Raw genomic sequence first — 26,616 nt, forward strand, 5'->3', positions numbered from 1 at the left:
CCGGGCGGGCCGCGGTAGCCCCGCACCGCGACCCGCCCTCGTCCGTCCGCCCACCCGAAGGAGTTCGGATGCGACACCCACGCACAGCACCCGTCTGGCGGCGCCCGCTCGCCGCCCTCGCCTCGGCGGCCCTCGCCCTCGCCGGTGCGGCCTGGACGGCGGCCCCGGCCGGGGCCGCCACCGCGATCACCAACGGCGACTTCGAGACCGGCACGCTCACCGGCTGGACCGCGGCCGGCACCACCTCCGTCACCACCACCGGCCCGCACGGCGGAACGTACGCCGCACTGCTCGGCAGCACCTCCCCCACCAACGGCCTGTCCTCGATCAGCCAGTCCTTCACCGCCCCGGCCGGCAGCCCGGCCCTGTCGTTCTGGTACGACGTGACCTGCCCGGACACCGTCAGCTACGACTGGGCCACCGCCACGCTCCAGGACACCACCGCGGGCACCACCAGCACCGTCCTGCCCAGGACCTGCACCAACGGCGCCGGCTGGCAGCAGGTCACCAGCGCCCTGACGGCCGGTCACTCGTACACTCTGACGCTGAGCAACCAGGACGACAACTGGCCCGGGGACGCCACGTCCACGCTCTACGACGACGTGCAGGTCACCGGCACCTCCGCCAACGACTTCTCGATCACCGACAGCCCGGCCTCCGGGACGGTGGCCGTCGGAGCGGCCGCGACCACGACCGTCTCCACGGCCGTCACCTCCGGGTCCGCCCAGTCGGTGGCGCTGTCGGCGAGCGGCCTGCCCGCGGGGGCCACGGCCGCGTTCAGCCCCGCCACGGTGACGGCCGGCGGCTCCTCCGCGCTGACCGTCTCCACCACCGCGACCACCCCCGCCGGCACCTTCCCGATCACGGTCACCGGCACGGGCGCCTCCGCCACTCACGCCGCGACCTACACGCTCACGGTCGACGCCGGCGGGTCGAGTCTGGTGCAGGTGAGCACGGACCCGTTCACCAACTCCACCAGCCAGCACGCCACCGAGCTGGAGCCGGACACCTTCGCCTACGGCAGCACCATCGTCTCCTCCTCCCAGGTCGGCCGGTTCACCGACGGCGGCTCCTCCGACATCAGCTGGAACACCTCCACCGACGGCGGTACGACCTGGCAGCACGGCATGCTGCCCGGTGTCACCACCTACCAGGGCGGCGGTAGTTGGGCCCGGGTCTCCGACCCCTCGGTCGCCTACGACGCCAAGCACGGCACCTGGATGATCACCGGCCTGGTGATCGACTCCGCGGTCAACGGCGCCGGCGTGAGCGTCAGCCGCTCCGCGGACGGGCTGACCTGGCAGAACCCGGTGCTCGCGGTCGGCAACGACGGCCAGGGCTACGACAAGGAGTGGATCGTCTGCGACAACTCCACCACCAGCCCGTACTACGGGAACTGCTACATCGAGGTCGACATCACCTCCTCGTCCAACCGGGTGATCATGTCGACCTCGCACGACGGCGGCGCGACCTGGTCCAGCCCGCTCAGCCCGGGCGGCACCAACACCGGCCTCGGCGGCCAGCCGCTCGTGCAGCCCAACGGCACCGTGGTGGTCCCGTTCTCGACCAACGGCAGTTCGATCCGCTCCTTCACCTCCACCAACGGCGGCGGCTCCTGGGGCTCCACCGTCCTGGTCTCCACCGTCTCCTCGCACGCCGTCGCGGGCAACCTGCGCGACGGGGAGGGCCTGCCCTCCGCCGAGATCGACGCGAGCGGGAAGGTGTACGTCTCCTGGCAGGACTGCCGCTTCCGCTCCGGCTGCCCGGCCAATGACATCGTGTACGCGACCACGACCGACGGCAGCACGTGGTCCGCGGTCACCCGGGTACCGATCGACGCGACGAACAGCGGCGTCGACCACTTCATCCCGGGCTTCGGCGTCGACCACGCCACTTCCGGCGCCACCGCAAGGCTCGGCCTCTACTACTACTTCTACCCGAACGCCAACTGCACGGCCACGACCTGCCAGTTGGAGGTCGGCTTCATCTCCTCCACCAACGGCGGGGCCACCTGGAGCACCGCGCAGACCGTGGCCGGCCCGATGTCGCTCGCCCAGATCGCCTCGACCACGCAGGGCAGCATGGTCGGTGACTACCTCTCCACCTCGGTGGTGAACGGCAGGGCGGTGGCGATCTTCGCAGTCGGCAAGGCCCCGACCAACGGCCAGGCCTTCGACGAGGCCATGTACGCCGTCACCGGCGGCCTGGCCCTCCAGGCCGGCACCGTGCCCGCGAGCACCTCCCCGGTGCTCTTCACCGCGCCCGACCGGGAACGGACCCTGCCCGCGGCGGCCGTCCGCCGCTGACGTTCCCGCCCCGCCTTCCGGCCCCGCCTTCCCGCCCGGTGCGAGCCGGCGGGGCCTTTCCTCGACGCGCCGGTGCCCGGCCCGCTCACCGCGAGCGGGCCGGGCACCGGCGTCACCGCGAGGCTGTCCCCGTTCGACGGGGACAAACCCGCCGGACGTCGAGGGTGCGGCGTCAGCCCTGGCAGATGCCGCGGCTGTAGTCGAAGGTGGCGGCCGCCTGCGAGTACTGCCACTGCGGGGCGAGCAGCTGGTCGTCGAGCTGCGCCGCGGCGGTGCGGTTCTCGACGATGTAGCCGAAGTCCTGCAGCCAGGCCGGGTAGAGGTTCTTCGAACCGATGAAGAACGCGGATCCGTCGACCGAGACCACCTTGTGGTGCAGTGCGTACGGGTGCCCGTCGGCCCAGGTCGAGGTGGGGGCGGCGCGGAACGGGGCGAGCTGGAGGTTGCGGCACATCGCCGTCCTCGCGTCCGCCGGGTTGCCGAGGCGGGCGGTGAGGCGGGCGGCGAGGATGTCGCTGATCTCGTTCACGGACTTGATCTGCGAGTAGCCGCCGCTGCCGACCGCGCCGCGGTTGGCGGGGTCGCTGACCACGATGCGGACCTTCACGCCGCCCGCGAGCTTGGCCGCGAGCAGGTCGAGGAGCCGCGCGTCGTAGCGGGGCATCGGCGGGCAGGTGCCGGTCACGTCCTGCTGGGAGATGTCGATGCGGCTGTCGGCGCCGGCGATCAGCGCGCGCAGGGCGTTCTCCTCCGGGTTGACCGTCTCGTAGTCGCGGTCACCGTTGGTGTTGTCGTGCAGGCCGATCGGGCCGCACTTGGTGTCGCCGATGGCGGGCACGGGAGCCGGACGGTAGCCGGACGCGGGGTCGGTGCCGCGGATCCCGACGCCCAGGCCGCCGACCGCGATCACCGGCAGGTCACCGGTGGCGGGCACCTTGTCGGCCGGGGGGTTGAGGCGCCGTTCCAGGTCGGGGGTGCAGCCGGCGCCGTTGGTGGAGGCGAACCACGCGGCGGAGAACGTCCCGGTGTTGCGGCAGGTCCAGTCCCACAGGGTGTCCAGGTAGGCGCCGGCGGAGGCGGCGGCCGGGCCGTTCAGCGCGAGGTCGACGTCGGTGACCGGGTGCGCGGTGTCGAGGTAGTCGCTCTTCCAGTTGTTGATGCCGCCGGTGATGACGCTCTGCCCGTCGACGACCAGCAGCTTGGAGTGGTTCCAGGAGAACGCGGTCCTGGCGGTGGTCATCGCGGCGACCTCGATGGTGACGCTGCCCGAGGCACCACCGAGTTCGGCCACCAGCTCGTCGCGGTACTTGGACGGGAGCGCGGTGATGTTCAACAGCGGCGCGGCCCCGGCCAGGATCCGCACGTGCGGCCGGTTCCCGGCCGCCACCGAGGCCTTGAGGCCGTCCACGACGGCGTCCTGGAACGCGCCGTCCGGGAACGGCGCGAGGGTCGAGATGTCGACGGTGCGGGTGGCGTGCGCGATGGTGTCGCGCATCTTGTCGAGCAGGCGGCGCGTGCCGGTGCGCTCGGTGCAGGAGGGGTCGCCCCAGCAGCCGGGGGTCTGCAGCAGCCAGCCGCCCGGGTCGTCGGCCGGCGCGTCGAGCCGGTTGCCCGCCGTCCGCTGCCACACCGTCCCCTCCAGGCCGGGCGAGACCTGACGCAGTGCCTGCTCGACGGCATCGAGGTGCGGGGTGGTGCCGGCCGGGGCGGCGACCGGAGCGGGCACGGGAGCCGGGTCGGCGAACGCGGGGGCGGCCGGCAGTGCGCAGACGGCGGTGGCGGCGAGGGCCAGCGCGGAACCGGCGAGACGGCGGCCGGAACGGCGGGGCTGGGGATCGAGCACGGACGAGTCCTTCAGAAGGGGCCGGGGGCTGTTCACCCGGACGACAAGGTAATATTACCTTAAAGTAACTTGATGTTTGGTCAGCAATCCGCCAGGGCCGCCCCCTTGGCGCCGGTCCGCCGCCTCGACGCGGACGGCTCGCCCGCCCCGGCGCGGGGGCGGGCGAGCCGTCGGTGTCCTCCGGGGCCGGCAGCCGCTACTGCGGCGTCACGTAGGCTCCGGAGATTCCGCCGTCGACCAGGAAGGTGTTGGCGGTCATGAACGACGAGTCGTCGGACGCGAGGAACGCCACCGCGGCCGCGATCTCCTCGGGCTCGGCGAACCGGCCGAGCGGGATGTGGACCAGTCGACGGGCGGCCCGCTCCGGGTCCTTGGCGAACAGCTCCTGCAGCAGCGGGGTGTTCACCGGCCCGGGGCAGAGCGCGTTGACCCGGATGCCCTCCCGGGCGAACTGCACGCCCAGCTCGCGGGACATCGCCAGCACGCCGCCCTTGGAGGCGCTGTAGGAGATCTGCGAGGTGGCCGCGCCCATCACCGCGACGAACGAGGCGGTGTTGATGATCGAGCCCTTGCCCTGGCGCTGCATGTGCGGGATCGCGTACTTGCAGCACAGGTAGACGCTGGTGAGGTTGACCTCCTGGACCCGCTTCCAGGCGTCCAGGCCGGTGGTGAGGATGGAGTCGTCGTCCGGCGGGGAGATGCCCGCGTTGTTGAAGGCGATGTCGAGCCGCCCGTACTCGTCGACGGCCCGCTGGAACAGCGCGCGCACCGCCTGCTCGTCGGTGACGTCGGCCTCGATGAACAGGCCGCCGACCTCGTTCGCGGCCTTGGCGCCGGTCTCCGCGTCGAGGTCGACGCAGACCACCTTCGCGCCCTCGGCGGCGAACCGGCGGGCGGTCGCCAGGCCGATGCCGCTGCCCGCGCCGGTGATGACGGCCACCCGGCCGTCGAGTCGCTGGGTCATGCTGATCATTCCTCCGTGGAGATGAAGACGTTCTTGGTCTGGGTGAAGGCGTCGAGGGCGTCCGGGCCGAGCTCCCGGCCCAGGCCGGACTGCTTGAAGCCGCCGAACGGCGTGGTGTAGCGCACCGAGGAGTGCGAGTTGACGGAGAGGTTGCCGGCGTCGACGCCGCGCGAGACGCGCAGCGCCCGCCCGACGTCCCTGGTCCAGATCGAGCCGGACAGTCCGTACTCGGTGGCGTTGGCGATGCGCAGCGCGTCCTGTTCGTCGCGGAACGGGACGACCGCGACGACCGGGCCGAAGACCTCCTCGGTGAAGGCCCGGTCGTCGTGCCGCACGGGTGCGAGCACGGTCGGCGGGAACCAGAAGCCGGGCCCGTCCGGGGCACTGCCGCGGACGGCGACCGCGGCCCCGTCCGGGACGTAGGAGGCGACCCGCGCCCGGTGGGCGGCCGAGATCAGCGGGCCCATCTCGGTCTTCTCGTCGGCCGGGTCGCCGACCCGCACGCCGCGGACGGCGGGCTCCAGCAGGGCCATGAAGTCCTCGAACACCGAGGCCTCGACCAGGATCCGGGAGCGGGCGCAGCAGTCCTGGCCGGCGTTGTCGAAGACGGCGTAGGGGGCCGTCGCGGCGGCTTTGGCGAGATCCGCGTCGGCGAAGACGATGTTGGCGCTCTTGCCGCCGAGTTCGAGGGTGACGGGCTTCACCTGGGCCGCGCAGCCCGCCATGATCTCCTTGCCGACCCGGGTCGAGCCGGTGAACACCACCTTGCGCACGTCGGGGTGGGTGACGAAGCGCTGCCCGACGACCGGGCCGCGTCCGGGCAGGATCTGCAGCACACCCTCCGGGATCCCGGCCCGGAGGGCGAGTTCGCCGAGGCGCAGCGCGGTGAGCGGAGTGAGTTCGGCCGGTTTGACGATGACGGTGTTGCCGGCGGCCAGCGCCGGGGCCAGCGCCCAGGCGGCGATCGGCATCGGGAAGTTCCACGGCACGATGACCCCGACGACGCCGATCGGCTCCTGGAAGGTGACGTCGATGCCGCCGGCGACGGGGATCTGCCGGCCGAACAGCCGCTCGGGCGCGGCGGCGTAGTACTCGATGACGTCCCGCGCGTTGCCCGCCTCCCAGCGCGCGTTGCCGATGGTGTGGCCGGCGTTGGCGACCTCCAGGGCGGCCAGGTGCTCCCGGTCGGCGTCGACGGCGGCGGCGAAGGAGCGCAGCAGCCGGGCCCGGTCGGCGGGTGCCACCCGGCGCCAGGTGTCGAAGGCGGCCTTGGCGCGGGCGACGGCGGCGTCGGTCTCGGCGAGGCCGGCCAGTTCGACGGTGGTGATCACCTCCTCGGTGGCGGGGTTGACGACCTCGTGGAGGTCCGGTTCGGTCATGGGGCGGTCTCCCTGTGCGTGGTGGTGGTCCGGCCGGCGGTGATCAGGGCGTGCAGGAGGCGGCCGTCGTCGGGGTCGGTCTCGGGGTGCCACTGGACGCCCAACGCGAAGCGGCGGCCGGGTAGTTCGAGCGCTTCGACGATGCCGTCCGTGCTCCAGGCGGTGGCCCGCAGGCCGGTGCCGAGGCGGTCGACGGCCTGGTGGTGGTAGCAGGAGACCTCGGCGGCCGGCCCGAGGACGGCGGCGAGCCGGCTGCCGTCCACCAGGCCGACCCGGTGGCGGACGAAGCGGGCGGGGACGGTCTGGTGGCTCCCGTCCGGCAGGTGCTGGCGGAGGGTGCCGCCGAGTTCGACGTTGAGCAGCTGCATGCCGCGGCAGACGCCGAGCACCGGCAGGTCCCGGGCGAGGGCGGCGCCGAGGAGCAGGCTCTCCCAGTCGTCGCGGGCGTGGTGGGGCGGGCCGGTGCGCGGATCGGCGGCGGCCGCGTACCGGGCCGGGTCGATGTCCGGTCCGCCGGCGAGGACGAGCCCGTCCAGGGCGTCGAGCAGGTGGCCGGCCCCGCCGGGTTGCGGTGGCAGCAGCACCGGGGTGCCGCCCGCGCGGACGACGGCGTCGACGTACGTCTGGGGCACCAGGGCGGCGCGCTGGTTCCAGACGGACCAGGCGGCGTCGTCCTGGTAGCTGGTGATGCCGATCAGCGGGGGTCGGCGGTCGTGGCCGGTCACAGCCGCTCGAATCCGCGGCGCCGCTCCCAGTCGGTCACCGCCCGCCGGTAGGAGGCGAGTTCGGTGCGTCCGGCGTGGGCGTAGTGCCGGACGACGTCCTTGCCGAAGGCCTCGGCGGCGACGGTGCTGCGCTCGAAGGCGTCGACCGCGTCGCGCAGGTCCGCGGGCACCCGGGGGGCGGCGGAGGCGTACGCGTTGCCGGTGAACTCCGGTTCGAGTTCGAGCTGTTGCTCGATGCCGTGCAGTCCGGCCGCGATCAGGGCGGCGACCGCGAGGTACGGGTTGACGTCGCCGCCGGGGACGCGGTTCTCGAAGCGCAGCGAGGGGCCGTGGCCGACCACGCGCAGGGCGCAGGTGCGGTTGTCGCGGCCCCAGGCGATGGCGGTGGGCGCGAAGCTGCCGGGCACGTAGCGCTTGTAGGAGTTGACGGTGGGCGCGAGCAGCAGGGCGAAGTCGGCCAGGCAGGCGAGCTGCCCGGCGAGGAAGTGTTCCATGGTGCGGGAGAAGCCGTGCGGCCGGTCGCCGGCGAACACCGGGGCGCCCTGCTCGTCGCGCAGGCTCAGGTGGATGTGGCAGGAGTTGCCCTCGCGTTCGTCGTACTTCGCCATGAACGTGAGGCTGCAGCCCTCCTGGGCGGCGATCTCCTTGGCGCCGGTCTTGTAGACGGCGTGGTTGTCGCAGGTGGTGAGGGCGTCGGCGTACTTGAAGGCGATCTCGTGCTGGCCGAGGTTGCACTCGCCCTTGGCGGACTCGACGGTGAGGCCGGCGCCGGCCATGTCGTTGCGGAGCCTGCGCAGCAGGGGCTCGATCCGGCCGGTGCCGAGGATGGAGTAGTCCACGTTGTACTGGTTGGCCGGGGTGAGCCGGGTGTAGTCCTTGTCCCAGGCCTGTTCGTAGCTGTCCCGGAAGACGATGAACTCCAGCTCGGTGGCGGCGTGGGCCTGCCAGCCGTAGCCGGCGAGCCGGTCCAGCTGGCGCTGCAGGATCTGGCGCGGGGAGACGGCGACCGGTGTGCCGTCGTGGTGGGTGACGTCGCACTGGACCATGACCGTGGCTGGGTGCCAGGGGACGGACCGCAGGGTGGCGAGGTCGGGGCGCAGCACCAGGTCGCCGTAGCCTCCCTCCCAGGAGGAGACCTCGTACCCGTCGACGGTGTCCATGTCGACGTCCACGGCCAGCAGGTAGCCGCAGCCCTCCGCGGAGCCGGGGACGACGTCGGCCAGGAAGTACTCGGCGGCGACGCGCTTGCCCTGGAGGCGGCCCTGCATGTCGGTCATGGCGAGCACGACGGTGTCGACGGACCCGTCTGCGACGCGGGCCCGCAGTGCGTCGAGGGTGAGCCGGGGGCTGGTCATCGGACCTCCAGTTCGGTGTCGTGTGCGTCGGGTTCCGGCGGTGTGCCGTGGACGTGGGGCCCGGTGAACCAGTGCCGGGCGGAGGCCAGCCACCAGATTCCGGCGAAGCCGACGACGACGGCCACGGCGACGGGGGTGTAGTTGAAGCTCTCGGCGGTGATCGGGCTGGCCGTGGGGAGCATGAACAGGACGGTGATCACCGCGGTCCAGCCGACCGCGACGACGCCGATCGGCCGGCTCCACCGGCCCAGGTGCCAGGGGCCGCGCGGGAAGGCCTCGCCCTGGCGCAGCCGCAGGAAGACCGGGATGACGTAGGAGATGTAGAGGCCGATGACGGAGATGGAGGTCACGGCGGTGTAGGTGGTCTCGTTCCAGAGCGCGGGCAGGCCGAGCAGCAGTGCGCCGCCGGTCGCCAGCCAGACCGCGCTGGTCGGGGTCTGGGTGCGCGGGTCGATGCGGTGCCACAGGCGGGAGCCGGGGAGCGCGCCGTCCCGGGAGAAGGCGTAGATCATGCGGGAGTTGGCTGTGACGGAGGCCATGCCGCAGAAGAACTGGGCGCCGATCACGATGAGCAGGAGGAACTGGGCGCCGCCGGGGCCTATCGCGTCGATGAAGATCTGCGCGGGCGGGACGTCCGTGTCGCTGTTGAGCGCGCCGTCGTAGTCGCGGATCGCGAAGGTGATGCCGAGCAGCAGGATCCAGCCCGCCACCAGGGAGACGGTGATGGCGTTGACGATGCCGCGCGGGCCGGAGCGGGCGGCGTCGTGGGTCTCCTCGGTCATGTGGGCGGAGGCGTCGTAGCCGGTGAGGGTGTACTGGGCCATCAGCAGGCCGAGCAGTGCGACGTAGAACTGGCTGTGGAACCCGGTCCGGTTGACGAACTCGGTGAGGACGAAGGAGACGGAGGCGTGCCGGTCGGGGAGGAAGGCGAGCGCGCCGACGATGACCGCGACGCCGACCAGGTGCCACCACACGGACACGCTGTTGAGGACCGCGACCAGGCGCACCCCCAGGGTGTTGAGCAGGCCGTGCACGGCCAGGATGACGGCGAAGATCTCCATGGTGTGCGCGGGGCTGGCCTCGACGCCGAAGCGGAGCGTGAGGAAGGCGTTGGTGAAGAAGGCGGCGCCGTAGTCGACGCTGGCGGTCACCGCGACCTGGCCGAGGAAGTTGAACCAGCCGGTGAACCAGCTCCAGGCCGGGCCGCGGCTGCGGGTCAGGGTGGCGGACCAGTAGTAGAGGCCGCCGGCGGTCGGGTAGCTGGAACAGATCTCGGCCATCGCGAGCCCGACGCACAGCGTGAGCAGGCCCACCACCGGCCAGCCCCAGACGATCAGGGCCGGGCCTCCGGTCTTCATCCCCGTTCCGTACAGGGTCAGGCAGCCGGAGAGGATGGACACGATGGAGAAGGAGACGGCGAAGTTGGAGAAGCCCGACATCGAACGGGCCAGTTCCTGGGTATAGCCCAGCTCGCGGAGCCGCTGTTCGTCGGCGGAAACGGGGGCGCCGGAAACGGGGGAGGCTGTCGCCGGAAACACGTCGGGGGCAGGGTGGTCGGGTGAGCGTGCGTCGGTCATGGGCACCCCTGGGGGTTGAGGGTGTGCCGGGGAGCCCCCGGCCACGACGGCGTGGCGCGGTTCCCCCGGCCGGTTCGACGGTCGGACGGCTCTTTCAATGGCCCGGAAACAGACCATTGGGGTGGGTGAGCAGCATCGTTCCGGCTTGGCCGGGGCCCCGTCAAGAGCCCGGCGGGAACGCGTGCGGGAAACCTGTTCATAGGTACGATTCCGGCGTGGACGTGGACGAGACACTCGACCGAGCGCGGCTCGACTGGCGGGCCGGGGCGATCTTCCGCCCGGTCCGGACCGGCAACGCCTTCGAGGAGACCGTCGAGCGGCTGCTCCAGGCGATCAAGCTCGGCGTCTTCGGGCTCGGCGACCGGCTGCCCGCCGAACGGGACCTCGCCGCCCGGCTCGGCGTCAGCCGGGAGACCCTGCGCGAGGCGCTCCGCACGCTGCAGCAGGCCGGCTGCGTCGAACCCCGCCGCGGCCGCTACGGCGGCACCTTCGTCACCTACCGGATGCCCGCGCCGGACGTCGCCGACCTGCGCCGCGCGGCCCGCGACCTGGGTGGCGCGCTGGAGGACGCGCTGACCTACCGCCAGGTGCTGGAGGTCGGCGCCGCCGAAGCGGCCGCCCGCCGCCCCCTCTCCCCCGACCAGCAGGCCCACCTGGAGAGCCGGCTGGCCGAGCTGGAGGAGGCGCCGCCGGAGCAGTACCGCCAGCTCGACTCGCGCTTCCACCTCGCCATCGGCGAGCTCACCGGCTCCCCCACCCTCGCCACGGCCATCGCCGAGGCCAGGATGCGCCTCAACGACCTCCTCAACGCGATCCCCATGGTGGACCGGAACATCGCGCACGCCGCCGAGCAGCACCGCGCGATGGTCCGGGCCATCCTCGACGGCGACGGCGACGCCGCCCGCCGCGCCACCGAGGAACACCTCGCCGGGACGGCCGCCCTGCTGCGGGGCTTCCTGGCCTGAGGCCCCCAGGCGCCGGGACGCGGGGGCCGGGCCGAACGGGGGCCGGGCGCGCGGGGGCCGGGCCGAGCGGTTCATGAGACGAAGGCGTCCTGGTAGCGCGCGGTGGCGATGGGGCGGCTGCCGAGGAGCGCCTCGGGCAGGTCGAAGGCGTCCACCAGCGTGCGGCCGTGTTCGGCCAGGCGTGCGACCGATCGTTCCTGCAGGTCGGGAAGCGCCCCGGCCTGCTCCGCCGTCAGCTCACCGGCGGCGAGCAGCGTCGTCGCGTGAGCGGTGATCCGCTCCAGGGTGAACAGGCGGTGCAGGTCGAGCAGCACGGCCCGGGCCCCGGGCTCGGCGGCGGCGTCCGTCCAGGCCAGCAGGGCCGCCGCCGCGTCGCACTCGGCCCGGGCGGTGACGGCGGCGAGCGCGTCCGGGGCGGCGGAGTTCCAGCGGCGCATGCCGTCCCTGGCGGGCACCTCGCGCAGCCGGGTCCTGGCGCGGGCCAGCCGCAGCCGCCCCGCCGTCCGCAGCAGCGCCTGCCGGGCCGCCGGGTCGGCCAGGTCGGCGGATCCGCCCGGGCGGGCCGCTTCGCCGCCGTCCCGGCCGGGCTCGTCCGCCTCGGCTTCCAGCAGCAGTTCCGCCCCGGCTTTGGCCCACAGTGCGAGATTGTCCCCCTCGGCCGTGATGGTGCCCTCGATGTCGGCGGCGGCCTCGATGATCCCGTTCACCGGCAGCAGCCCCTGGGCGCCGCAACGCTCCCGGGCCTCGATGACGAGGCTGCGCGCCTGCCAGGTCGTCCAGCCCTTGGCGATGGCCACCTGCCGCTCGGCGGCCTCCCGGTCCGCGGAATCGGCCGGGTCGTGCCCGGTCCACCGGGTGACGGCCATGCGGTGCAGCGCCGTCATCGCGTAGACGGTGGCGAGGCCGGCGAGCAGCGGGCCGTGGTGGGTGCGCAGGCTCCACAGCGGGCGGCGCCGGTCCGGCCGGACGCCCGAGATCTCACGGTGGTGGGCGTAACGGACCGCGGTGGCCAGGACCGCCCGGGCGCCGCCGGTGGCGCTGGCACTCATGCAGAGCTTGCCCGCGGTGACCCGGCCGATCGCGGTGAGGAACCGCTTCCGGCGGCTGCCGAACGCGCTGGTGAACGTGCCGTCGTCGGCGAGCCGGCCGTGCGCGCCGGTGAGCAGGGCACCGTGCGGCAGGGTCACGTGGTCGAAGGAGGTGAGGCAGTGGTCGACCGGGCTTCCGGGCCGCACCGGCAGGGCGCGGACGGTGACGCCGGGAAGCGGTCCGTTCTCGTCGGTGAGCGGGGTGCGGAAGAGGAAGACGCCGTGGTCGCGCCCGTCGACGCGCAGGCGCGCGGCGACCACGGCGGATTTGGGGCCGCCGACCGCACTGGTGTTGGGCATGAACTTCTGGGCACCGGGGTTGGGCGTGTGCAGGGTGAAGGTACGGTCGGTCCGGTCGTAGTCGGCGACGGTCTCCAGCGCGGTGGCGTCGTTGCCGTGGCCGAGTTCGGTGCAGAGGAAGGTGCCGACGCGGTCCATCCGGAGGTAACCGTCGAGCGGGTGTATGAAGTCGACGTCGTGGTCGAGCAGGCTGCCGAGGAAGAGGTTGTAGTGGATCCCGGTGAGCACGGTGAGCGCTCCGTCGACGGCGCCGGTCCACTCGTGCAGCGCCGCCAGCCGGGCGGGGTCGGCGGCGAGCGCGGCGGCGTCCACACGGTCGTTGAGCAGCCGCAGCCGCCGGTAGGCGTCGCCGATCCGCTCGACGGTGCCGTCCCCGGTCCGCGGGCGCAGGGCCGGGTCGGCGGCCAGCGCCCGCCACGCGCGGTGCCCCGAGCCCTCGTCCGCGGCGAAGAGCAGCCGGGTCAGCTCGGCCGCCACCGCCCCGGCGGCGGGCTCGGGCTCGGGGTCGGGGTCCGGGTCGGGGTCGGGCTCGGGGTCGGACTCGGGCTGGAGCGGACGCAGCGTCAAAGAAGCTAAGCAGTAGGCGGATTCACGCGGAGCCAGGCGACCGGGAGTCGTAGTCATGTCAGTTCTAAGCGACCGACCCCGTCCTTGGTCACGGCCGGGTGCGTGTGATCACCGGCACACGCCACCCGCCTGGCGGCACCGGTGGAGGCGGGGCCTCCCGGCCGGGGCCACCCCGCCGCCGGGCCGTCCCGGGTGGACGACTACGATCCTCCGACCGCACAACCGCCGCCGCCCGGGCCCGCCGTGGGCGGCCGACCGTCCGCCCCGGAGCCCCCTCGTGACGTTCACCCCGCCCGCACCGCCCGCGTTCGCCGAGTCCACGCCCGTGCAGAAGACCGCCAGGATCATCACGGACGTCCTGGCACCCGCCAACCTGGTGATCGCGCTCCTCCTGCTCGTCGGCTGGCACAGCACCGGCTCCTGGGCCGGGCTCGGGTGGGGGCTGCTCGCCGCCCTGTTCTGCGGCGTCATCCCCATCGGCATCGTCCTGCTCGGGGTGAAGCGCGGCGGGCTCACCGACAAGCACATCCGAATACGGCGGCAGCGGGTCGTCCCGATGGCCCTCAGCCTGGCCTCCGTGGCCGCCGGCATCACCCTGCTGTACACCCTGGGCGCACCGGCCGACGTCTCCGCACTCGTGGTCGCGATGCTCGTCGGGCTCGTCTCCTCGCTGCTGGTCACCATCGGCTGGCAGATCTCCATCCACAACTCGGTGGCCGGCGGGACGGTCATGATCCTGCTGCTCGCCTTCGGCCCCCCGCTGCTGCCCGCCGCACTCGCCGCAGGCGCGATCGGCTGGTCCCGCCTCGTCCTCAAGGCCCACACCGTCGCCCAGATCCTCGCCGGGACGGCCCTGGGCGGCACCGCCGCGCTGACCTTCGCGCTGCTCCGCTGACCCACTCGGACGGGGCGTGCGCGTGCCCGTGCCCCTCGTGCAATTTCACATTGTCATGTTATATTTCACATCCATGGAGAGACGATCGGCCTCCTCCCCACGAGAGAACCGGTGTCAACTCCCTTCACCGCGCGCCGAGTCACGCCCGCCCTGACGGCGGGCCACACCCACGAGCGCCCGCCGAGCCCCTGGCCGGCACCCCAACTCCCGTACGAGGGCGTCGTTCAACCGCTTCCACGCCGCCCTCGTACGGGCTTCGAACCCCGCGCCACCGGCGCGGTCACCCGGTCCCGGGCTGCCGTTCCCCCACACCCCGGCACCGGCCGGAGTTCGAACGACGCCTCCAGGCACTGCAAGTGATGCCGCACACCCGACCGGATGCCGGCTCTCGTCTGGCGAGAAGCGGACCTCACCAGCGATCAGGCACGGACGGGGTTTCGGCCAGCTCGGGGATGCCAAGAAAACGAGAGTCCATTCCGATCATGATCACGCATGCCCGGCCCGGAGCACCCGGAGAGTGACGCGCATCATATCTGCGGTCTCGGAATACGAGGGCCCACCCGTATCGGACGGCTCGCGGTGAACCCTGTTACAGCTCCGCCAGGAACTGTGCCAGCGATGGCGCGACCAGCCGACCGCCCGGATGGCCGACTTCCTGGAGCAGGATCCTGCCGGTCGCATTGTCGAGGACGAAGAACAGGTCGGAACAGGTGCTGGCGACGGGGAAGGTGATGTCACCGCCGAACTCCGCCGCCTGGCGGCGCGCGTGTTCGGCCAGGCCACGCACCGTACGCCGCAGTTCGTCCTCGTTCCACAGGGTGCACAGCGTCACCGGCTCCCCGGAGTGCTCCAACCCGTCCACCACGCCGCACCAGAAGGTGCCGTAGAGCGCGAGCACATCCGGATGCAACGTCGTGCCGATCTCGGCGAGTGCACTCTCAAGCTCGGCAAAATCCGGAGCCTGTTCCATCGGCACGGGCTTCCACCGGATCATGCCGTCCGGGGTGGGCGCCCCCATCTGGCAGGGGGATGACCATTCGGGGTCGTATTCCACGACGTTCAGGCCGACTTGGTCCAGGCCGGGCCACAGGCCGTCGAGAAGCAAGGCACCGAGCCTGGTCCGTGTGTCGTTCCCGGTCAAGTTCTGACTCCTGTCAATGGTGCGGTCCTCACGCCAGCCGCAAACGCTATCGGGCCGGTGCGACAGCGAGTCCACCGTCCTTCGCCGGTAAGGCCAACTGGAGCCGGCACTCCTTCCTCGCGCCGCCCTTCGACACCGCGAACAACCTCACCCAGCAGGAACTCCGGTCCTACCTGCCCACATCCCCGCCCTTTTCGGCTCTTACCACTGCGAGATCGAGCTCGGCGACGGCGGCCCGGGCCGTTCGCCGGTGCCCGACGCGCCCGGTGACCTGCCGGCCGGGTCACCGGGCGCGAGGGGCCGCCGGGCGCGGACCGCCCAGGGGTGCCGCCGCCTCGACCGCCCGGGTCGGCCTCGCGGGAATCGGCGTCAGCCGAGCGTCACGCCGCGCTCCCGGGCCAGGGCTTCCAGACCGTACCGGGCCACGTGCTCGGCGTTGCTCAGCTCGATCGTCCGGACGCCCTCGGCGGCGAGCCGCTCGTTGACCTCGTCCAGGTGCTGCTGCACGAGCTGCTTCTCGGCGTCGGTGGTGCGGCCCTTGTGCGGCCTGCCGGCGTGCTCCAGGCTGGCGTAGTTGACGCGTTCCTTGGCGCCGGCCGGCACCGCTGCCTGGCCGGGGACGGTGCGGGCCACCTTCCTGGCGCCGCGCAGCACCTCCGGCATCGGGGTGGCGGAGGCCAGCCGGTTGAAGGCCTCGGCCTCCAGCACGACCGTCTCCGGCTCGTCGGCGTCGGGGTAGTGCAGCTCGACGGTCACCAGGTCGAGCGCCAGCGCCTCCACCGCCGCCAGCTCACTGCCGAGCGCCTCGATCTCGACCGGGCCGTCCTCCAGGTCGGGGTGCCGGCGCACCACGATGCGCACCAGGTCGTCCTCGTTCTCCACGTGCGTTCCGGTCAGGTCCGAGAACCGGATGATCTTCTGGCCCATGTCTACCTCTCGTGATGGCTGCGCTCTGGCGAGAGCCTAGCCGGGGATGATCATCGCGTTCACCGGGCGGAGCATCACCCGGTGCCGGCGGTGTGCCCGGCGCCGGAAGCCGCGGCACGGGCTCACTCGGGCGGGGCTCGTGGGCGTGCCCCGCTGGCGGTGGTTGGCCGGGGCGTACCTGCGGCGGGTCGCCGGCCGGCTCGGCATCCACGCCGATCCGGGCGGGACCCCGATCAGCTACCTGGTCTCCTGCACGATGGACCCCTGGCTGACCGACACCGAACGCGGCGACTTCATCCCCGTCCTGCGCGAGGCGCTGGCCGAGGGCGCGCGGGCCGCGATCGGCGACGTGTTCCCCGAGCCCGCCCGCTGAGCGGCCGGGGGGGGGGGGGGGGGGCGGGGCGGCCGGCGGGGGGGGGGGGGGGGGGGGGGCGCGGCGGGGGGGGGGGCCCGCGGGCGGGCCCCCCCCCCCCCGGGGCGCGAGGGGTTGTAAGGGGGCGGCCCCCCCCGCCCCCCCCCCCCGCGACCGGAGGACGGCCGGCTGGCGGCCGCCGGTCCCCGGCTGCCGACGACCGGCTACCGGGAGAAGTAGGTCTTGACGCTGACGGCCGGACCGTGCGCGAACTTCCGCACGGCCGCCTTGGCGTCGCCCGACACGGCCACGGAAGCGGTGCCCCCGGCCGGGACCGCGGTCAGCCCACCGATCGGGACCGCCTCGACCACCTGCTGCGACCTGCCGGGTCGCGGCTCGTCATAGACCAGGTAGACGACCCGGACCGACACCGCCGTGTCGTTCGGGTTCTTCAGGACGACCTGGTCGAAGGCGTCGAACTTGGTCAAGGGCTGACCGTCGGCATCCGCCGGCTGGGCCTCGACGAGGGCCGCGTCGGCCCGCAGGTCCGCCGGGGCCAGCTCCTTGACCGTCACCCGGACATCGGCGACCTGGTCGGCTCCGGCTCCGCTGAAGGCCAGGACGTCGAAGCCCCCGCCGGGTTGGACGACGAGGCCTCCGTGGTCACTCCCGTACGCGGTCGTGACCCGTACGTCGGGCAGGTCCTTCCCGCTGCCGTCCACGGCGGAGATCGCCAGGGTGGGCGCCACGCTCGTCCGTCCGCCGTTGTTGATGGACAGGGTCTGGTCGATGAACTCCTGCTTGCCGAGCGCGTGGTAGCGGAAGGACAGCGGCGCGGCCGTGGGGCTCGCCGCCGAGCTCGCCGCGACCGGTGCGGAAGCCGCCGGCGCCGCACTGCTCGTGGCGCCGGCGGGCTGGGACGCCGCTCCGGCCGGAGTCGGAGCGGTACCACCTGAACGGCAACCGGCGAGCGCGACGAGACCGAGGACCATGCCCACGATCGTCGCGCCCCGCCGGTGTCGAACGAAAGATCGATCCATGCTTGGCATTTGCGGGAGACTAGCGCAGGTGGGGGCACCACCGGACCACGGGGCCGGCAGCTCCGCCGCTCAGCACCGCCGGACCCGGAGACGCGGGTCGTCGGCGGCCATCGGCAGGTCCTCGGGGAGCACCCGGCCGGCGGCGTGTTGCCAGGCCAGGGTGAATGCGGCGTCCATGCCGTCATCATCGCGCGCGCCGGCCCGCCCCGGCCTACGATTTGTCCGGCGGCAGTCAGTCCCCGCCGGTCCCTCCCGCGACGAGCCGGGAGGCCAACTCCTCCGCCAGGCTCGCCATCCGGCCGCGGCGGCGGCGGGCGAGGGCCAGCCCCAGGTCGCGGCGCGGGCCGGGTTCGGCCAGCGGAAGCGCGACCAGGTCCGGGTGCCGGGCGAGGCCGATCTCGGGGATCAGCGCGATGCCGATCCCGGCGCGGACCAGCGACTGGGCGAACTCGTAGTCCGTCACGGTGCAGGAGATCCGCAGCTCGACGCCGGCCAGGTCGGCGTGGCGGGCGAGCTGGCCGGCGGACTTGTGGCAGCCCAGGATCCAGCGCTGGTCGGCGAGTTCGGCCAGGTGCAGCGCCTCGGGACGGTCCCGGTAGCGGGCCGCGGCGGGGTGCCGGCTCAGCAGTACGACCCGGAGCGGGTCCTCGCCGAGCGGCGTCCAGTCCAGCCCGGAGCGGTCGCCGGGCCTGGCCGGCGGCGAGCCGCCGAAGTGGTAGGCGAGGGCGAGGTCGGCCCGCCCCTCGCGGACGGCGGGCAGGCTCTCCTCCGGTTCCGCCTCCAGGACGGTCAGTTCGACCTCCGGGTGGTCGGCGGCGAAGCCGGAGAGCGCCGAGGGCAGCAGCCGTCGTCCGCCGCTCGCGAAGGTGGCGACGGTCAGGGTGGTCCGCTCGGCGGTCAGCCGGGTGATGCGCTGCTGGGTGTCGGCGAGTTCGGCGGCGATCGCGTCGGCGGCCTCCACCAGCAGCCGGCCCGCGTCGGTGAGCGTGACCCCGCGGGTGGAGCGCTCCACCACGGGCGCGCCCAGGCCGCGCTCCAGCGCGGCGATCTGCTGGGAGACGGCCGAGGGGGTGCAGTGCAACGCCAGGGCCGCCTGGTTGAAGCTGCCCCGGCGGGAAACCTCCCGCAGCACCGCCAGCCGCTGGACGTCGATCAACAGTTCTCCTAATGATGCGTTCTTGATCTCAACACTACTGCTGACGACCGGGGCACGACAGGCTGGTCCCACCGGAAGCCACCGGAAGCCAGGAGAAGGGATCGAGAGCATGGACGTGTGTGTGATCGGCGGGAGCCGCTACTTCGGCAGGCGGCTGATCGAGGAACTCCGTGACGCGGGCGCCACGGTGACCGTCGTCAACCGCGGCTCGACCCCCGCCCCGCAGGGCGTGACCCACCTGCTCGCCGACCGGGACGACGAGGCCGCGCTGCGTGCCGCGCTCGGCGACCGGCACTTCGACGCCGTCGTCGACCAGGTCTGCTTCACTCCCGTCCAGGCCGCCCTCGCCGCCCGGGTGTTCGCCGACCGCACCCCGCGCTACGTGCTCACCTCCACCGTCGAGGTCTACGCCCACCTCGGCCGGCCGGACGGTCCGCCGCTCACGGAAGGGGCACTCGACCTGTCGACCGAGCCGGTGGACCTGCAACTCCCCTGGGGCGACAGGCAGGCCATAGCCGACCACTACGCCCTGGGCAAGCGCCAGGCGGAGGCGCTGCTCACCCGGCAGGCCCCCTTCGACGTGGTCACCGTCCGGACCGCGCACGTCCTCGGCGGCGCCGACTTCACCGGCCGGCTGGCCCACTACGTGGAGCAGATCGGACGTGGCCTGCCGGTGGCCGTCCACGCCGCGCCGCAGCCCGCCTCCTTCGTCCACGCGCCGGAGATCGCCCGCTTCCTGGCCTGGGCCGCATCGGCCGACTTCACCGGCCCGGTCAACGCGGCCTCCCGAGGAACCCTGGACGTCCGGGAGTTGTGCGCAACCGTGGGCCGGGTGACCGGCACCGAGCCCCGGCTCACCGCCGAAGGGAGCGAGCCGCCCTCACCGTTCTCCTTCGACCGCTGCTACGCGATGGACACCTCCCGGGCGGCCCGTCTGGGCTTCCGGTTCTCCGCCGTCACCGACTGGCTGTCCCAGGCCGTCGAGGAGGTCCGCGCATGACCGCCGCCCGGGCAACCGCCCCCACCCGCAGCATCGGTGACCGCGCGGTCGGCGCCATCGGCCTCGGCGCGATGCCGCTGTCCGTCGAGGGCCGCCCCGACGAGCAGCAGGCGATCACCACCGTCCACGCCGCCCTCGACGCGGGCGTGACACTGATCGACACCGCCGACTCGTACCACTGGCACGCGGACGAGGTCGGCCACAACGAGCGGCTGGTCGCCCGCGCGCTGGCCGCGTACGGCGGCGGCGCGGACGGCGTCCTGGTGGCCACCAAGGGCGGCCGGGGCCGCCCCGGGGACGGCAGCTGGACCGTCGACGGCGACCCGCGCCACCTGCGCCGCGCCGCCCAGGCCTCGGCCGCCCGGCTCGGCGTCGAGGCGATCGACCTCTACCAGTTGCACAAGCCGGACCCGGCCGTCCCGTTCGCCGACTCGGTCGGCGCGCTGCGCGACCTGGCCGACGCGGGCACCATCCGGATGGTCGGGCTCTCCAACGTCGACCCCGCGCAGATCCGCACCGCACGGGAGATCCTCGGCGCGCGCCTGGTCTCCGTGCAGAACCGCTTCTCCCCCGCGCACACCGCCGCCCGCGACACCCTCGACCTGTGCACCGAACTCGGTCTGGCCTTCCTCCCCTGGAGCCCGCTCGGCGGCATCTCGCTCAGCGCCGTCGACGACCTGGGCAGCCGCCAACCCGCGACGGGCACCCCGTTCCACGCCCTGGCCCGCGCCCGGGGCGTCAGCCCGCAGCAGGTCTGCCTCGCCTGGCACCTGGCGCAGTCCCCGGTCGTCCTGCCGATCCCGGGGGCCCGCCGGCCCGCCTCCGTCCGCGACTCGGCGGCTGCGGCCGGCCTCGCGCTGTCGGCGGAGGAGTTGGCGGGACTGCACCTGTAGGGGCGGGGGGGGGGGGGGGGGGGGGGGGGGGGGGGGGGGGGGGGGGCGCCCCCCGCCCCCCCCCCCCCCCCCCCCCCCCCCCCCCCCGATCGCGCACCGCGCTGCCTCCGCGGTCAGCTGTCCGCGAGCGCCAGCTTGAGGCCGAAGCCGACCAGTACGGTGCCGGTGATCGCGTCGATGGCCCGCTGCACCGAGGCGCGGTTCAGCCAGCGGCGCACCAGCTGGGTGCCGAATATCAGGGCGCTGAACCAGACCAGCCCCTCCAGGTCGTGCACGGCCGCCAGGACGACCCCCATCGGCAGGTGCGGGGCACCCTCGGGGATGAACTGGGGCAGCATCGCCATGTAGAAGACGCCGTTCTTCGGGTTCAGCAGGCTGGTGCCCAGCCCGCGCGCCCAGGACCGCACCCACGTCGTCTCCGCGCCCGCGGCTTCCGCCGTGCCCTCCGCGCCGCCCGCCGCGGCTCGGCCGCGCTCCCTGAGCGTCTTGCGGACCATGCCGATCCCCAGCCATACCAGGTACCCGGCCCCGGCCACGCGCAGCGCGTCGTACAGCAGGTGCGAGGCCGTGAGCACCGCCGTGGCACCCACCGCGGCCGCCACCCCCCACACCAGCACCCCGCAGAGGATCCCCAACGCCGTCGCGAAGGCCCGGCGCCGGCCGAGGGTGATGGCCGAGCGCAGGACGAGGGCGGTGTCCAGTCCGGGCATGATGGTCAGCATGCCGGCCACGACGGCGAAGGAAGCAATGGCAGAGGTCACGGTCATGCGCCCATCCTGAAGCCCCGGCCGCGATCACGTCCAACGAGGTCTGCTTCAGCCTTGATCAGCGGAGCTGATGCCGCCGACCCGCTTCCCTCGGCTCGGCCCCTGACAGCCCACGTACTCCGGCGAGCCCGCTTCTTGATCGGCGGGGTGCTCCGGCAGCCAGTTGGCCGGATTCCTGCCCTGCCGGGCGCCTCGGACGCTGGGTGCGGAGAAGCGCAGGTCGGCGGCCTGCGGGACCCGGGTCGCGGCGGGCCGGCGGGCGGTGTGGCGGGCCCGGTGAGCCCCGGTGGTCCCAGTGGACTCACCGACCACGTACGGCTCTTTCGTCCCTTCCGTTCCTTCTTGATTCCTCGGGCCGAAAAAGCTCCGTGCCCATGCCATATTTGCCGGGCGGCGGCGCCCGGACCGGGGTCGTCCCGTTCGGCCTGCCCGCGAACAGCGAACAGCGAACAGTCGACGCTCGACCGAGTTGTGAGGAGAGGGACTTGACGAACCTGTCGGAAACCGACCGTGACCTGCCGTCCCCGGTGCCGCTGATGCAATTGACTTCCGCGTTCTGGCAGTTCAAGACGCTCGCCGCGGCCGTGGAGGTGGGGCTGTTCACCGAGCTGGCCGACGGGCGGGCGCTCACCCAGGAGGAGCTGGCCTCGCGGCTGGACATCCGGGAGCGGCCGGCGGACATGTTCCTCGCGGCCCTCACCTCGCTGGGGCTGCTGACCAAGGACGACGGCAGGTTCCACAACTCCCCGCTCGCCGAGGAGTTCCTCGTCGAGGGCCGGCCCCGCTACTTCGGGGGACTCGTCAGCTACTGCGACCAGCGCGAATACCCGGCCTGGCACCGGATCGTCGAGGCGCTGCGCACCGACAAGCCCCTGACCTGGGACCCCGACACGCGCGAGAGCCTGTTCGGCTCGGACGACCCGGTGATGACGAAGCTGTTCTGGGAGGCGATGCACTCCCTCTCGATGTCGACCGCGCGGGCGCTCGGCGAGGCCTACGACTTCAGCACCCACCGGCGGCTGTTGGACGTGGGCGGCGGATCGGGGGCGTTCCCGATCGTGCTGTGCCAGCGCTACCCGCAGCTGGCGGCGACGGTGGTCGAACTCGACCACGTGTGCGCCGTCGTCGAGCAGAAGGCGCGCAACGCAGGGGTGGGCCAGGCCGTACGGGCCGAGGCCGGCGACTTCCTGTCCGACGCGGCCCTGCCGACCGGCCACGACGTGATCCTGCTCAGCAACGTGCTCCACGACTGGAACGAGACCACCGGCCGGAAGCTGATCGGCAAGTGCTACGACGCGCTGGAGGACGGCGGCGCGATCATCCTGTGCGAGCTGATGCTCGACCCCGACCACACCGGTCCCGCGCCCGCGGCCCTCATGGGACTGAACATGATCGTCTCGACCGAGGGCGGCCAGAGCTACTCCGCCCCCGAGCTCACCCGCTGGCTGACCGACGCCGGTTTCGAGGACCCCCGGACCATCTCCTTCGAGACGACCGGTGCCAACGGTGCCGTGGTGGCCCGCAAGCACCCCGGCCGCGTCGGCTGACCTGCGCACCGACCGACCTGCCCGTGGCTTCTGCTCCGGGTTGAGAGCCGCACGGCCCCGCCGCGTCCCGGCGGGGCCGTCACCGTTCCGCCGGGCGGATCCGCCCCCGGCCCCCGCCCGCCTCCGGTGCCTCGACGGTGGCGGGATGATCGACAAGCAGCTCCGTGTCGTCCTCGCCGAGGACTCGGTGATCCTCCGGGACGGCGAATCGTCCCGCCCGGGCGGCGGCGCCGCGGTTGCCCTCGCGGGCGGCGGTCCGGCTGACCGGGCGCCCCCGCCGTCCGGCTCCGCGCAGGTGCGCCCGGACACGTCCTACCGGGTCAGCAGGCCCGCCACCGCGTCGATGAAGACCTCGGGGGCCTCCTGCGGGACGTTGTGCCCCACCCCCGGCAGGTAGCGGTGCTCGTACGGCCCGGTGAAGTGGTCCCGGTGCCCTGCCGCGCTCGGGCCGCCCACGCCGGAGTCCCCGCTTTCGAGCACGACCGTGGGCACGGAGATCGACGGCTGGGCCGCGATGAGGTCTTCGAGCCCCTGGTAGCGAGGATCGCCCTCGGCCAGGCCGTACCGGTGCCGGTAGGAGTGGATCACCACGTCGACGAAGTCCGGGTTGTGCAGGCTCGCGCGACTGGCGGGGAAGGCGGCACTCGCCCCGGTCCAGGTCGGCGACCAGGTGCGCCAGAGCAGTTCGCACAGCTCGTCGCGGTTGCGCTCCAGACCGAGGCGCCCGCGCTCGGAGTGGAAGTAGTACTGGTACCAGTAGGTGCGCTCCCACTCCGGGTCGACGGGCTCCCCGGCGCGGGCGATGTCCTGGACGTTGTAGCCGCCGGCCGTGGCCAGGCCGCGCACGCGCTCGGGACGCAGGGCGGCCGTGATGCACGCGGCCCTGCCGCCCCAGTCGTAGCCCGCGAGGACGGCGCTCTCGATGCCGAGCGCGTCCATGAAGTCGACCACGTCCTGGGCGATCGCCGCCTGCTGTCCGGAGCGGGCCGTCGTGCCGTCCCGGAACCGGGTCGGGCCGAAGCCGCGGAGATACGGTGCGAGCACGCGGGCGCCCCGGTCGGCGAGGCCCGCGGCGACGTCGTCGAACGCCCGGACGTCGTAGGGGAATCCGTGGAGCAGGATCACCGGCGCGCCGTCGGGTTCGCCCGCGCTCTCGTAGCCGATGTCCAGTACCGCCGTCGCAACCTGTCCTGATGATGAGAAGGCCATCATCTGATCATGGCACGGCCTCAAGGCGAACTCGCCCGAATTCCTCAGGACATCCGGACCGACGCCGCGACCCGAAACCCGGTCGGGTAACTGTCCAACCGAACGGGTGAATTGGACGACGGCTGCGCGCTGCGCGGCACCCCGACCAGGAGGGCGCCCACGGCCGCCCCGAACCCGGCCGGACGGCCTCACTCGAACGTGCACTCGCCGCCTGCGCCTTGGGCTCCGGCGCTTCCCACCACCCTTCGCGAGCGGGCGGAGGGGCCGTTGGGGCGCGCCTGAGAGGTATTCGAAAACGCCCGATTCGACCCGGGATCGCCCTGGCTCGCCCGAGGGTAAATCCGCTTGAACAGCGCATTCGAACAGCCCCATCATCGGACGCCTCCGGGTCGTCAGAAGACCCCAACTCGACTCTACTGAAGCCCACTTGGGCCCCCTCCAACGCAATCGTCTCCTCGACTTCGCACGCCCGCACACCGTCCCCGGCTGGAGGAACCGTGATGCACACCCCTGCCTCGAAGCCCACCGACCCCCGAGAGGAGGCGGACTCATGACCGCCACGACCCGAGCGGCCGAAACCGGCGAGGCCGCCGACGAGGAACTCCAGTGGCTGGCCGACGGCCGTCGCATCGAGGCGATCGAAGCGATCAGCGTCAGCTCGATGGCCCGCCGGCTCCCGAGCCTCGTGGTCCGCGCGTTCCGACTCGGCTGGCGCATCGACCGCGCCTCCGTCGCCCTGCTGCTGACCTGCCAGGTCGTCTCCGCCGTCCTCGGCGCGGCCGGGCTGTTCGCGACCACCGGCGCGATCGCGGCCCTGTTCGGCCCGGGCCCGATCGGCGACAAGCTCACCCACGCGGCACCGTCGATCCTGGTGATCGCGGCAGCGGCGGGCGCCCGCTCACTGCTCGGCGTCACCATCCGCACCATCACCGTCCACCTGTCCCCCAGGATCTCCCGCGAGGCGGAGGCGGCGGTGCTGCGCGCCACCGTGGCCGCCGAGCTCACCGCCTACGACCACGCCGGCTACAACGACGAACTGGAGGCCGCCGACCGGGGCGCCGAGGTGTGCGTGGACATCGTCGGCGAGGCGCAGAACCTGATCGCCTCGCTCGCCTCCCTCGTCGGCGCCGCGGGTGTGCTGACGGTGCTCCACCCACTGCTGCTGCCACTCCTCGTACTGGCCGCGCTGCCGCAGGGCATCGCGTCGGTGCACGCCGCCCGGGTGCAGTTCCTCGCGAACCGGGCCGCCATCGGCGACCGCCGGATCATGGCGAACCTGCGCTGGTACATCCACCTCAAACGCAACGCCGACCAGGTCCGCTCCGACACCATGGGCGACTTCCTGCTCGCCAAGTACGAGCAGGTCGGCCGGCGCCTGGACGTCAGCTCCCGGCAGGCGGCGATGAAGGGCGCCAGGGTCTCGGTGATCGGCGCCGCCGCCTCCGGCCTCGGCACCGCCCTGGTGTGGGCCGTGATGCTGTGGCTGGTCAGCACCGGCCGGATGAGCCTCCCCCACGGCGGCGCGGCGGTGTTCGCCCTCGGCTCGGTCGGCACCAGCCTGCACGGCATCGTCGGCTACGGCGCCGACCTGTTCCGCACCGGCATGTACCTGGACGACTGGTCGAGCTTCCTCGACACCGCCGGAGGCCACCGCCCGCAACGCGGCACCGCCGTACCGCAGGCCCCGCACCGGATCTCGGTGCACGGCCTCAGCTACGCGTACCCCGCCTCCGAGCGCACCGCGCTGGACCGGGTAAGCCTGCACGTCGACCGCGGCGAGATCCTGGCCCTGGTGGGCGAGAACGGCTCCGGCAAGACCACCCTCGCCAAACTCCTCGCGGGCCTGTACCTGCCGGCCGACGGATCGGTGCGCTGGGACGGGCACGACACCCGCGGCCTCGACCCGCACGCCCTGTGGCGCCAGGTCGCGGTCGTGCCCCAGGACTACGCGCGCTGGCCACTGACCTGCCGGGAGAACATCACGCTCGGGCAACCGGCCCCCGATGGCGACGAGGCGGTGCTGCGCGCCGCCGAGGCCTCCGGGGCGGGCGAGGTCGTCGCCAAGCTCCGCCGGGGTCTGTCCACGCTCCTGGCCGTGGAGTGGATGGGCGGCGAGGAACTGTCCGGAGGGCAGTGGCAACGCCTCGCCATCGCCCGGGCTTTCCACCGCGAGGCCGGACTGCTCGTCCTGGACGAACCCACCGCGGCCCTCGACCCACGGGCCGAGCACCGGATCTTCCGGAACCTGCGGGCCGTCTCCCGCGACCGGGCGGTCGTCCTGGTCACCCACCGGCTCACCAACGTGGCCGTCGCCGACCGGATCGTCGTCCTCGAAGACGGGAAGGTCCTCCAGGAAGGGACGTTCGCCGAACTGGTCGCCGACACGGGCGGCCGGTTCCGGGAGCTGTGGGACCTGCAGAACGAGCGCACCGGCGTGCCCGCCCCGCGTGCGGGGAAGGAGAGTTGATGCGCAAGGACGATGATTGATGCGCAGTGAAGACGCACATCCCCGTCAGCCGGGCCGGGGGGGTGTGAGGCCCGGTGACCGGCGCTGAGTGTCGGGGCGCATGACTACTCTTCGGGCCATGTTCGAGGTTGACGAGGGCTTGCCCTATGACGT

General features: G+C 73.1%; 21 protein-coding genes. 8 read left to right on the plus strand and 13 right to left on the minus strand.

Annotated features, from left to right (window positions below; translation table 11 throughout):
• Nucleotides 1–68: 68 nt before the first annotated feature.
• On the plus strand, nt 69–2,306 hold the full coding sequence (locus ACPC54_RS29540; RefSeq protein WP_498969128.1) for a hypothetical protein: 2,238 nt from the start codon (nt 69–71) through the stop codon (nt 2,304–2,306).
• 172 nt (nt 2,307–2,478) lie between these two features.
• Here the strand turns inward: ACPC54_RS29540 and ACPC54_RS29545 are convergent, their stop codons facing one another.
• From ACPC54_RS29545 to ACPC54_RS29570, 6 genes are all read right to left on the minus strand, one after another.
• Nucleotides 2,479–4,149 (minus strand): phospholipase D-like domain-containing protein, encoded by a 1,671-nt coding sequence (locus ACPC54_RS29545; RefSeq protein WP_498969129.1) that lies wholly within the window; start codon nt 4,147–4,149, stop codon nt 2,479–2,481.
• A gap of 196 nt (nt 4,150–4,345) precedes the next feature.
• Nucleotides 4,346–5,122, minus strand: a complete 777-nt coding sequence (locus ACPC54_RS29550; protein WP_498969130.1) for a 3-oxoacyl-ACP reductase — start codon at nt 5,120–5,122, stop codon at nt 4,346–4,348.
• Entirely contained in the window at nt 5,119–6,492 is a 1,374-nt protein-coding gene (locus tag ACPC54_RS29555; RefSeq protein ID WP_498969131.1) for an aldehyde dehydrogenase family protein, read from the minus strand. The genes ACPC54_RS29550 and ACPC54_RS29555 overlap by 4 nt, the downstream gene beginning before the upstream one ends.
• Nucleotides 6,489–7,217: a gamma-glutamyl-gamma-aminobutyrate hydrolase family protein gene (locus ACPC54_RS29560; protein WP_498969133.1), complete on the minus strand. Its 729-nt coding sequence runs from the start codon at nt 7,215–7,217 to the stop codon at nt 6,489–6,491. The genes ACPC54_RS29555 and ACPC54_RS29560 overlap by 4 nt, the downstream gene beginning before the upstream one ends.
• Nucleotides 7,214–8,572, minus strand: coding sequence for a glutamine synthetase family protein (locus ACPC54_RS29565; protein WP_498969135.1), 1,359 nt, complete (start codon nt 8,570–8,572; stop codon nt 7,214–7,216). Before ACPC54_RS29565 ends, ACPC54_RS29560 begins: the two co-directional genes overlap by 4 nt.
• Nucleotides 8,569–10,149, minus strand: coding sequence for an amino acid permease (locus ACPC54_RS29570; protein WP_498969137.1), 1,581 nt, complete (start codon nt 10,147–10,149; stop codon nt 8,569–8,571). The genes ACPC54_RS29565 and ACPC54_RS29570 overlap by 4 nt, the downstream gene beginning before the upstream one ends.
• Nucleotides 10,150–10,364: 215 nt before the next feature.
• Between ACPC54_RS29570 and ACPC54_RS29575 the strand changes: the two genes are divergently transcribed.
• Entirely contained in the window at nt 10,365–11,114 is a 750-nt protein-coding gene (locus ACPC54_RS29575) for a FadR/GntR family transcriptional regulator (protein WP_498969138.1), read from the plus strand.
• A gap of 71 nt (nt 11,115–11,185) precedes the next feature.
• Here the strand turns inward: ACPC54_RS29575 and ACPC54_RS29580 are convergent, their stop codons facing one another.
• Entirely contained in the window at nt 11,186–13,069 is a 1,884-nt protein-coding gene (locus ACPC54_RS29580; RefSeq protein ID WP_498969139.1) for an acyl-CoA dehydrogenase family protein, read from the minus strand.
• Between the two features lie 277 nt (nt 13,070–13,346).
• Here ACPC54_RS29580 and ACPC54_RS29585 point away from each other — a divergent pair, with 277 nt between their 5' ends.
• Nucleotides 13,347–13,964, plus strand: a complete 618-nt coding sequence (locus ACPC54_RS29585) for a hypothetical protein (protein ID WP_498969141.1) — start codon at nt 13,347–13,349, stop codon at nt 13,962–13,964.
• A 589-nt stretch (nt 13,965–14,553) separates the two neighbouring features.
• On the opposite strand, the gene ACPC54_RS29590 is transcribed toward ACPC54_RS29585, so the two are convergent.
• Together ACPC54_RS29590 and ACPC54_RS29595 are read right to left on the minus strand one after the other, a co-directional pair.
• A complete protein-coding gene (locus ACPC54_RS29590) occupies nt 14,554–15,105 on the minus strand; it encodes a SecY-interacting protein Syd (RefSeq protein ID WP_498969142.1) in 552 nt (183 codons plus the stop codon).
• 369 nt (nt 15,106–15,474) lie between these two features.
• Complete coding sequence (locus ACPC54_RS29595) at nt 15,475–16,032, minus strand: hypothetical protein (RefSeq protein ID WP_498969144.1); 558 nt, start codon at nt 16,030–16,032, stop codon at nt 15,475–15,477.
• A 145-nt stretch (nt 16,033–16,177) separates the two neighbouring features.
• On the opposite strand from ACPC54_RS29595, the gene ACPC54_RS29600 reads away from it, so the two are divergent.
• Complete coding sequence (locus ACPC54_RS29600) at nt 16,178–16,405, plus strand: hypothetical protein (protein WP_498969145.1); 228 nt, start codon at nt 16,178–16,180, stop codon at nt 16,403–16,405.
• A gap of 203 nt (nt 16,406–16,608) precedes the next feature.
• Here the strand turns inward: ACPC54_RS29600 and ACPC54_RS29605 are convergent, their stop codons facing one another.
• Nucleotides 16,609–17,376 (minus strand): hypothetical protein, encoded by a 768-nt coding sequence (locus ACPC54_RS29605; RefSeq protein ID WP_498969146.1) that lies wholly within the window; start codon nt 17,374–17,376, stop codon nt 16,609–16,611.
• Nucleotides 17,377–17,656: 280 nt separating this feature from the next.
• Entirely contained in the window at nt 17,657–18,580 is a 924-nt protein-coding gene (locus ACPC54_RS29610) for a LysR family transcriptional regulator (RefSeq protein ID WP_498969147.1), read from the minus strand.
• Nucleotides 18,581–18,689: 109 nt separating this feature from the next.
• Here ACPC54_RS29610 and ACPC54_RS29615 point away from each other — a divergent pair, with 109 nt between their 5' ends.
• A complete protein-coding gene (locus ACPC54_RS29615; protein WP_498969149.1) occupies nt 18,690–19,580 on the plus strand; it encodes an NAD-dependent epimerase/dehydratase family protein in 891 nt (296 codons plus the stop codon).
• A complete protein-coding gene (locus ACPC54_RS29620) occupies nt 19,577–20,473 on the plus strand; it encodes an aldo/keto reductase (RefSeq protein WP_498969150.1) in 897 nt (298 codons plus the stop codon). Before ACPC54_RS29615 ends, ACPC54_RS29620 begins: the two co-directional genes overlap by 4 nt.
• A gap of 113 nt (nt 20,474–20,586) precedes the next feature.
• Here ACPC54_RS29620 and ACPC54_RS29625 read toward each other — a convergent pair whose 3' ends face one another.
• Nucleotides 20,587–21,240 (minus strand): LysE family translocator, encoded by a 654-nt coding sequence (locus ACPC54_RS29625; protein ID WP_498969152.1) that lies wholly within the window; start codon nt 21,238–21,240, stop codon nt 20,587–20,589.
• A 485-nt stretch (nt 21,241–21,725) separates the two neighbouring features.
• Here ACPC54_RS29625 and ACPC54_RS29630 point away from each other — a divergent pair, with 485 nt between their 5' ends.
• Complete coding sequence (locus tag ACPC54_RS29630) at nt 21,726–22,787, plus strand: methyltransferase (RefSeq protein ID WP_498969154.1); 1,062 nt, start codon at nt 21,726–21,728, stop codon at nt 22,785–22,787.
• Nucleotides 22,788–23,099: 312 nt separating this feature from the next.
• Here the strand turns inward: ACPC54_RS29630 and ACPC54_RS29635 are convergent, their stop codons facing one another.
• Nucleotides 23,100–23,996 carry an alpha/beta fold hydrolase gene (locus ACPC54_RS29635; protein WP_498969156.1) on the minus strand — a complete coding sequence of 299 codons (897 nt, stop codon included), beginning with the start codon at nt 23,994–23,996 and terminating at the stop codon, nt 23,100–23,102.
• Nucleotides 23,997–24,546: 550 nt separating this feature from the next.
• Between ACPC54_RS29635 and ACPC54_RS29640 the strand changes: the two genes are divergently transcribed.
• Complete coding sequence (locus ACPC54_RS29640; RefSeq protein WP_498969157.1) at nt 24,547–26,463, plus strand: ABC transporter ATP-binding protein; 1,917 nt, start codon at nt 24,547–24,549, stop codon at nt 26,461–26,463.
• Nucleotides 26,464–26,616: the final 153 nt, after the last annotated feature.

Origin of the sequence: Kitasatospora sp. NPDC094028 (assembly GCF_049543595.1) — a bacterium.
Taxonomy (GTDB): domain Bacteria; phylum Actinomycetota; class Actinomycetes; order Streptomycetales; family Streptomycetaceae; genus Kitasatospora.

Excerpts from the sequence above, each read along its gene's own strand:
- ACPC54_RS29540 (WP_498969128.1), top strand. The coding sequence starts at position 69 with ATGCGACACCCACGCACAGCACCCGTCTGGCGGCGCCCGCTCGCCGCC.
- ACPC54_RS29550 (WP_498969130.1), bottom strand. The coding sequence starts at position 5,122 with ATGATCAGCATGACCCAGCGACTCGACGGCCGGGTGGCCGTCATCACC.
- ACPC54_RS29555 (WP_498969131.1), bottom strand. The coding sequence starts at position 6,492 with ATGACCGAACCGGACCTCCACGAGGTCGTCAACCCCGCCACCGAGGAG.
- ACPC54_RS29565 (WP_498969135.1), bottom strand. The coding sequence starts at position 8,572 with ATGACCAGCCCCCGGCTCACCCTCGACGCACTGCGGGCCCGCGTCGCA.
- ACPC54_RS29570 (WP_498969137.1), bottom strand. The coding sequence starts at position 10,149 with ATGACCGACGCACGCTCACCCGACCACCCTGCCCCCGACGTGTTTCCG.
- ACPC54_RS29595 (WP_498969144.1), bottom strand. The coding sequence starts at position 16,032 with ATGGGCCAGAAGATCATCCGGTTCTCGGACCTGACCGGAACGCACGTG.
- ACPC54_RS29605 (WP_498969146.1), bottom strand. The coding sequence starts at position 17,376 with ATGGTCCTCGGTCTCGTCGCGCTCGCCGGTTGCCGTTCAGGTGGTACC.
- ACPC54_RS29615 (WP_498969149.1), top strand. The coding sequence starts at position 18,690 with ATGGACGTGTGTGTGATCGGCGGGAGCCGCTACTTCGGCAGGCGGCTG.
- ACPC54_RS29620 (WP_498969150.1), top strand. The coding sequence starts at position 19,577 with ATGACCGCCGCCCGGGCAACCGCCCCCACCCGCAGCATCGGTGACCGC.
- ACPC54_RS29625 (WP_498969152.1), bottom strand. The coding sequence starts at position 21,240 with ATGACCGTGACCTCTGCCATTGCTTCCTTCGCCGTCGTGGCCGGCATG.
- ACPC54_RS29635 (WP_498969156.1), bottom strand. The coding sequence starts at position 23,996 with ATGGCCTTCTCATCATCAGGACAGGTTGCGACGGCGGTACTGGACATC.
- ACPC54_RS29640 (WP_498969157.1), top strand. The coding sequence starts at position 24,547 with ATGACCGCCACGACCCGAGCGGCCGAAACCGGCGAGGCCGCCGACGAG.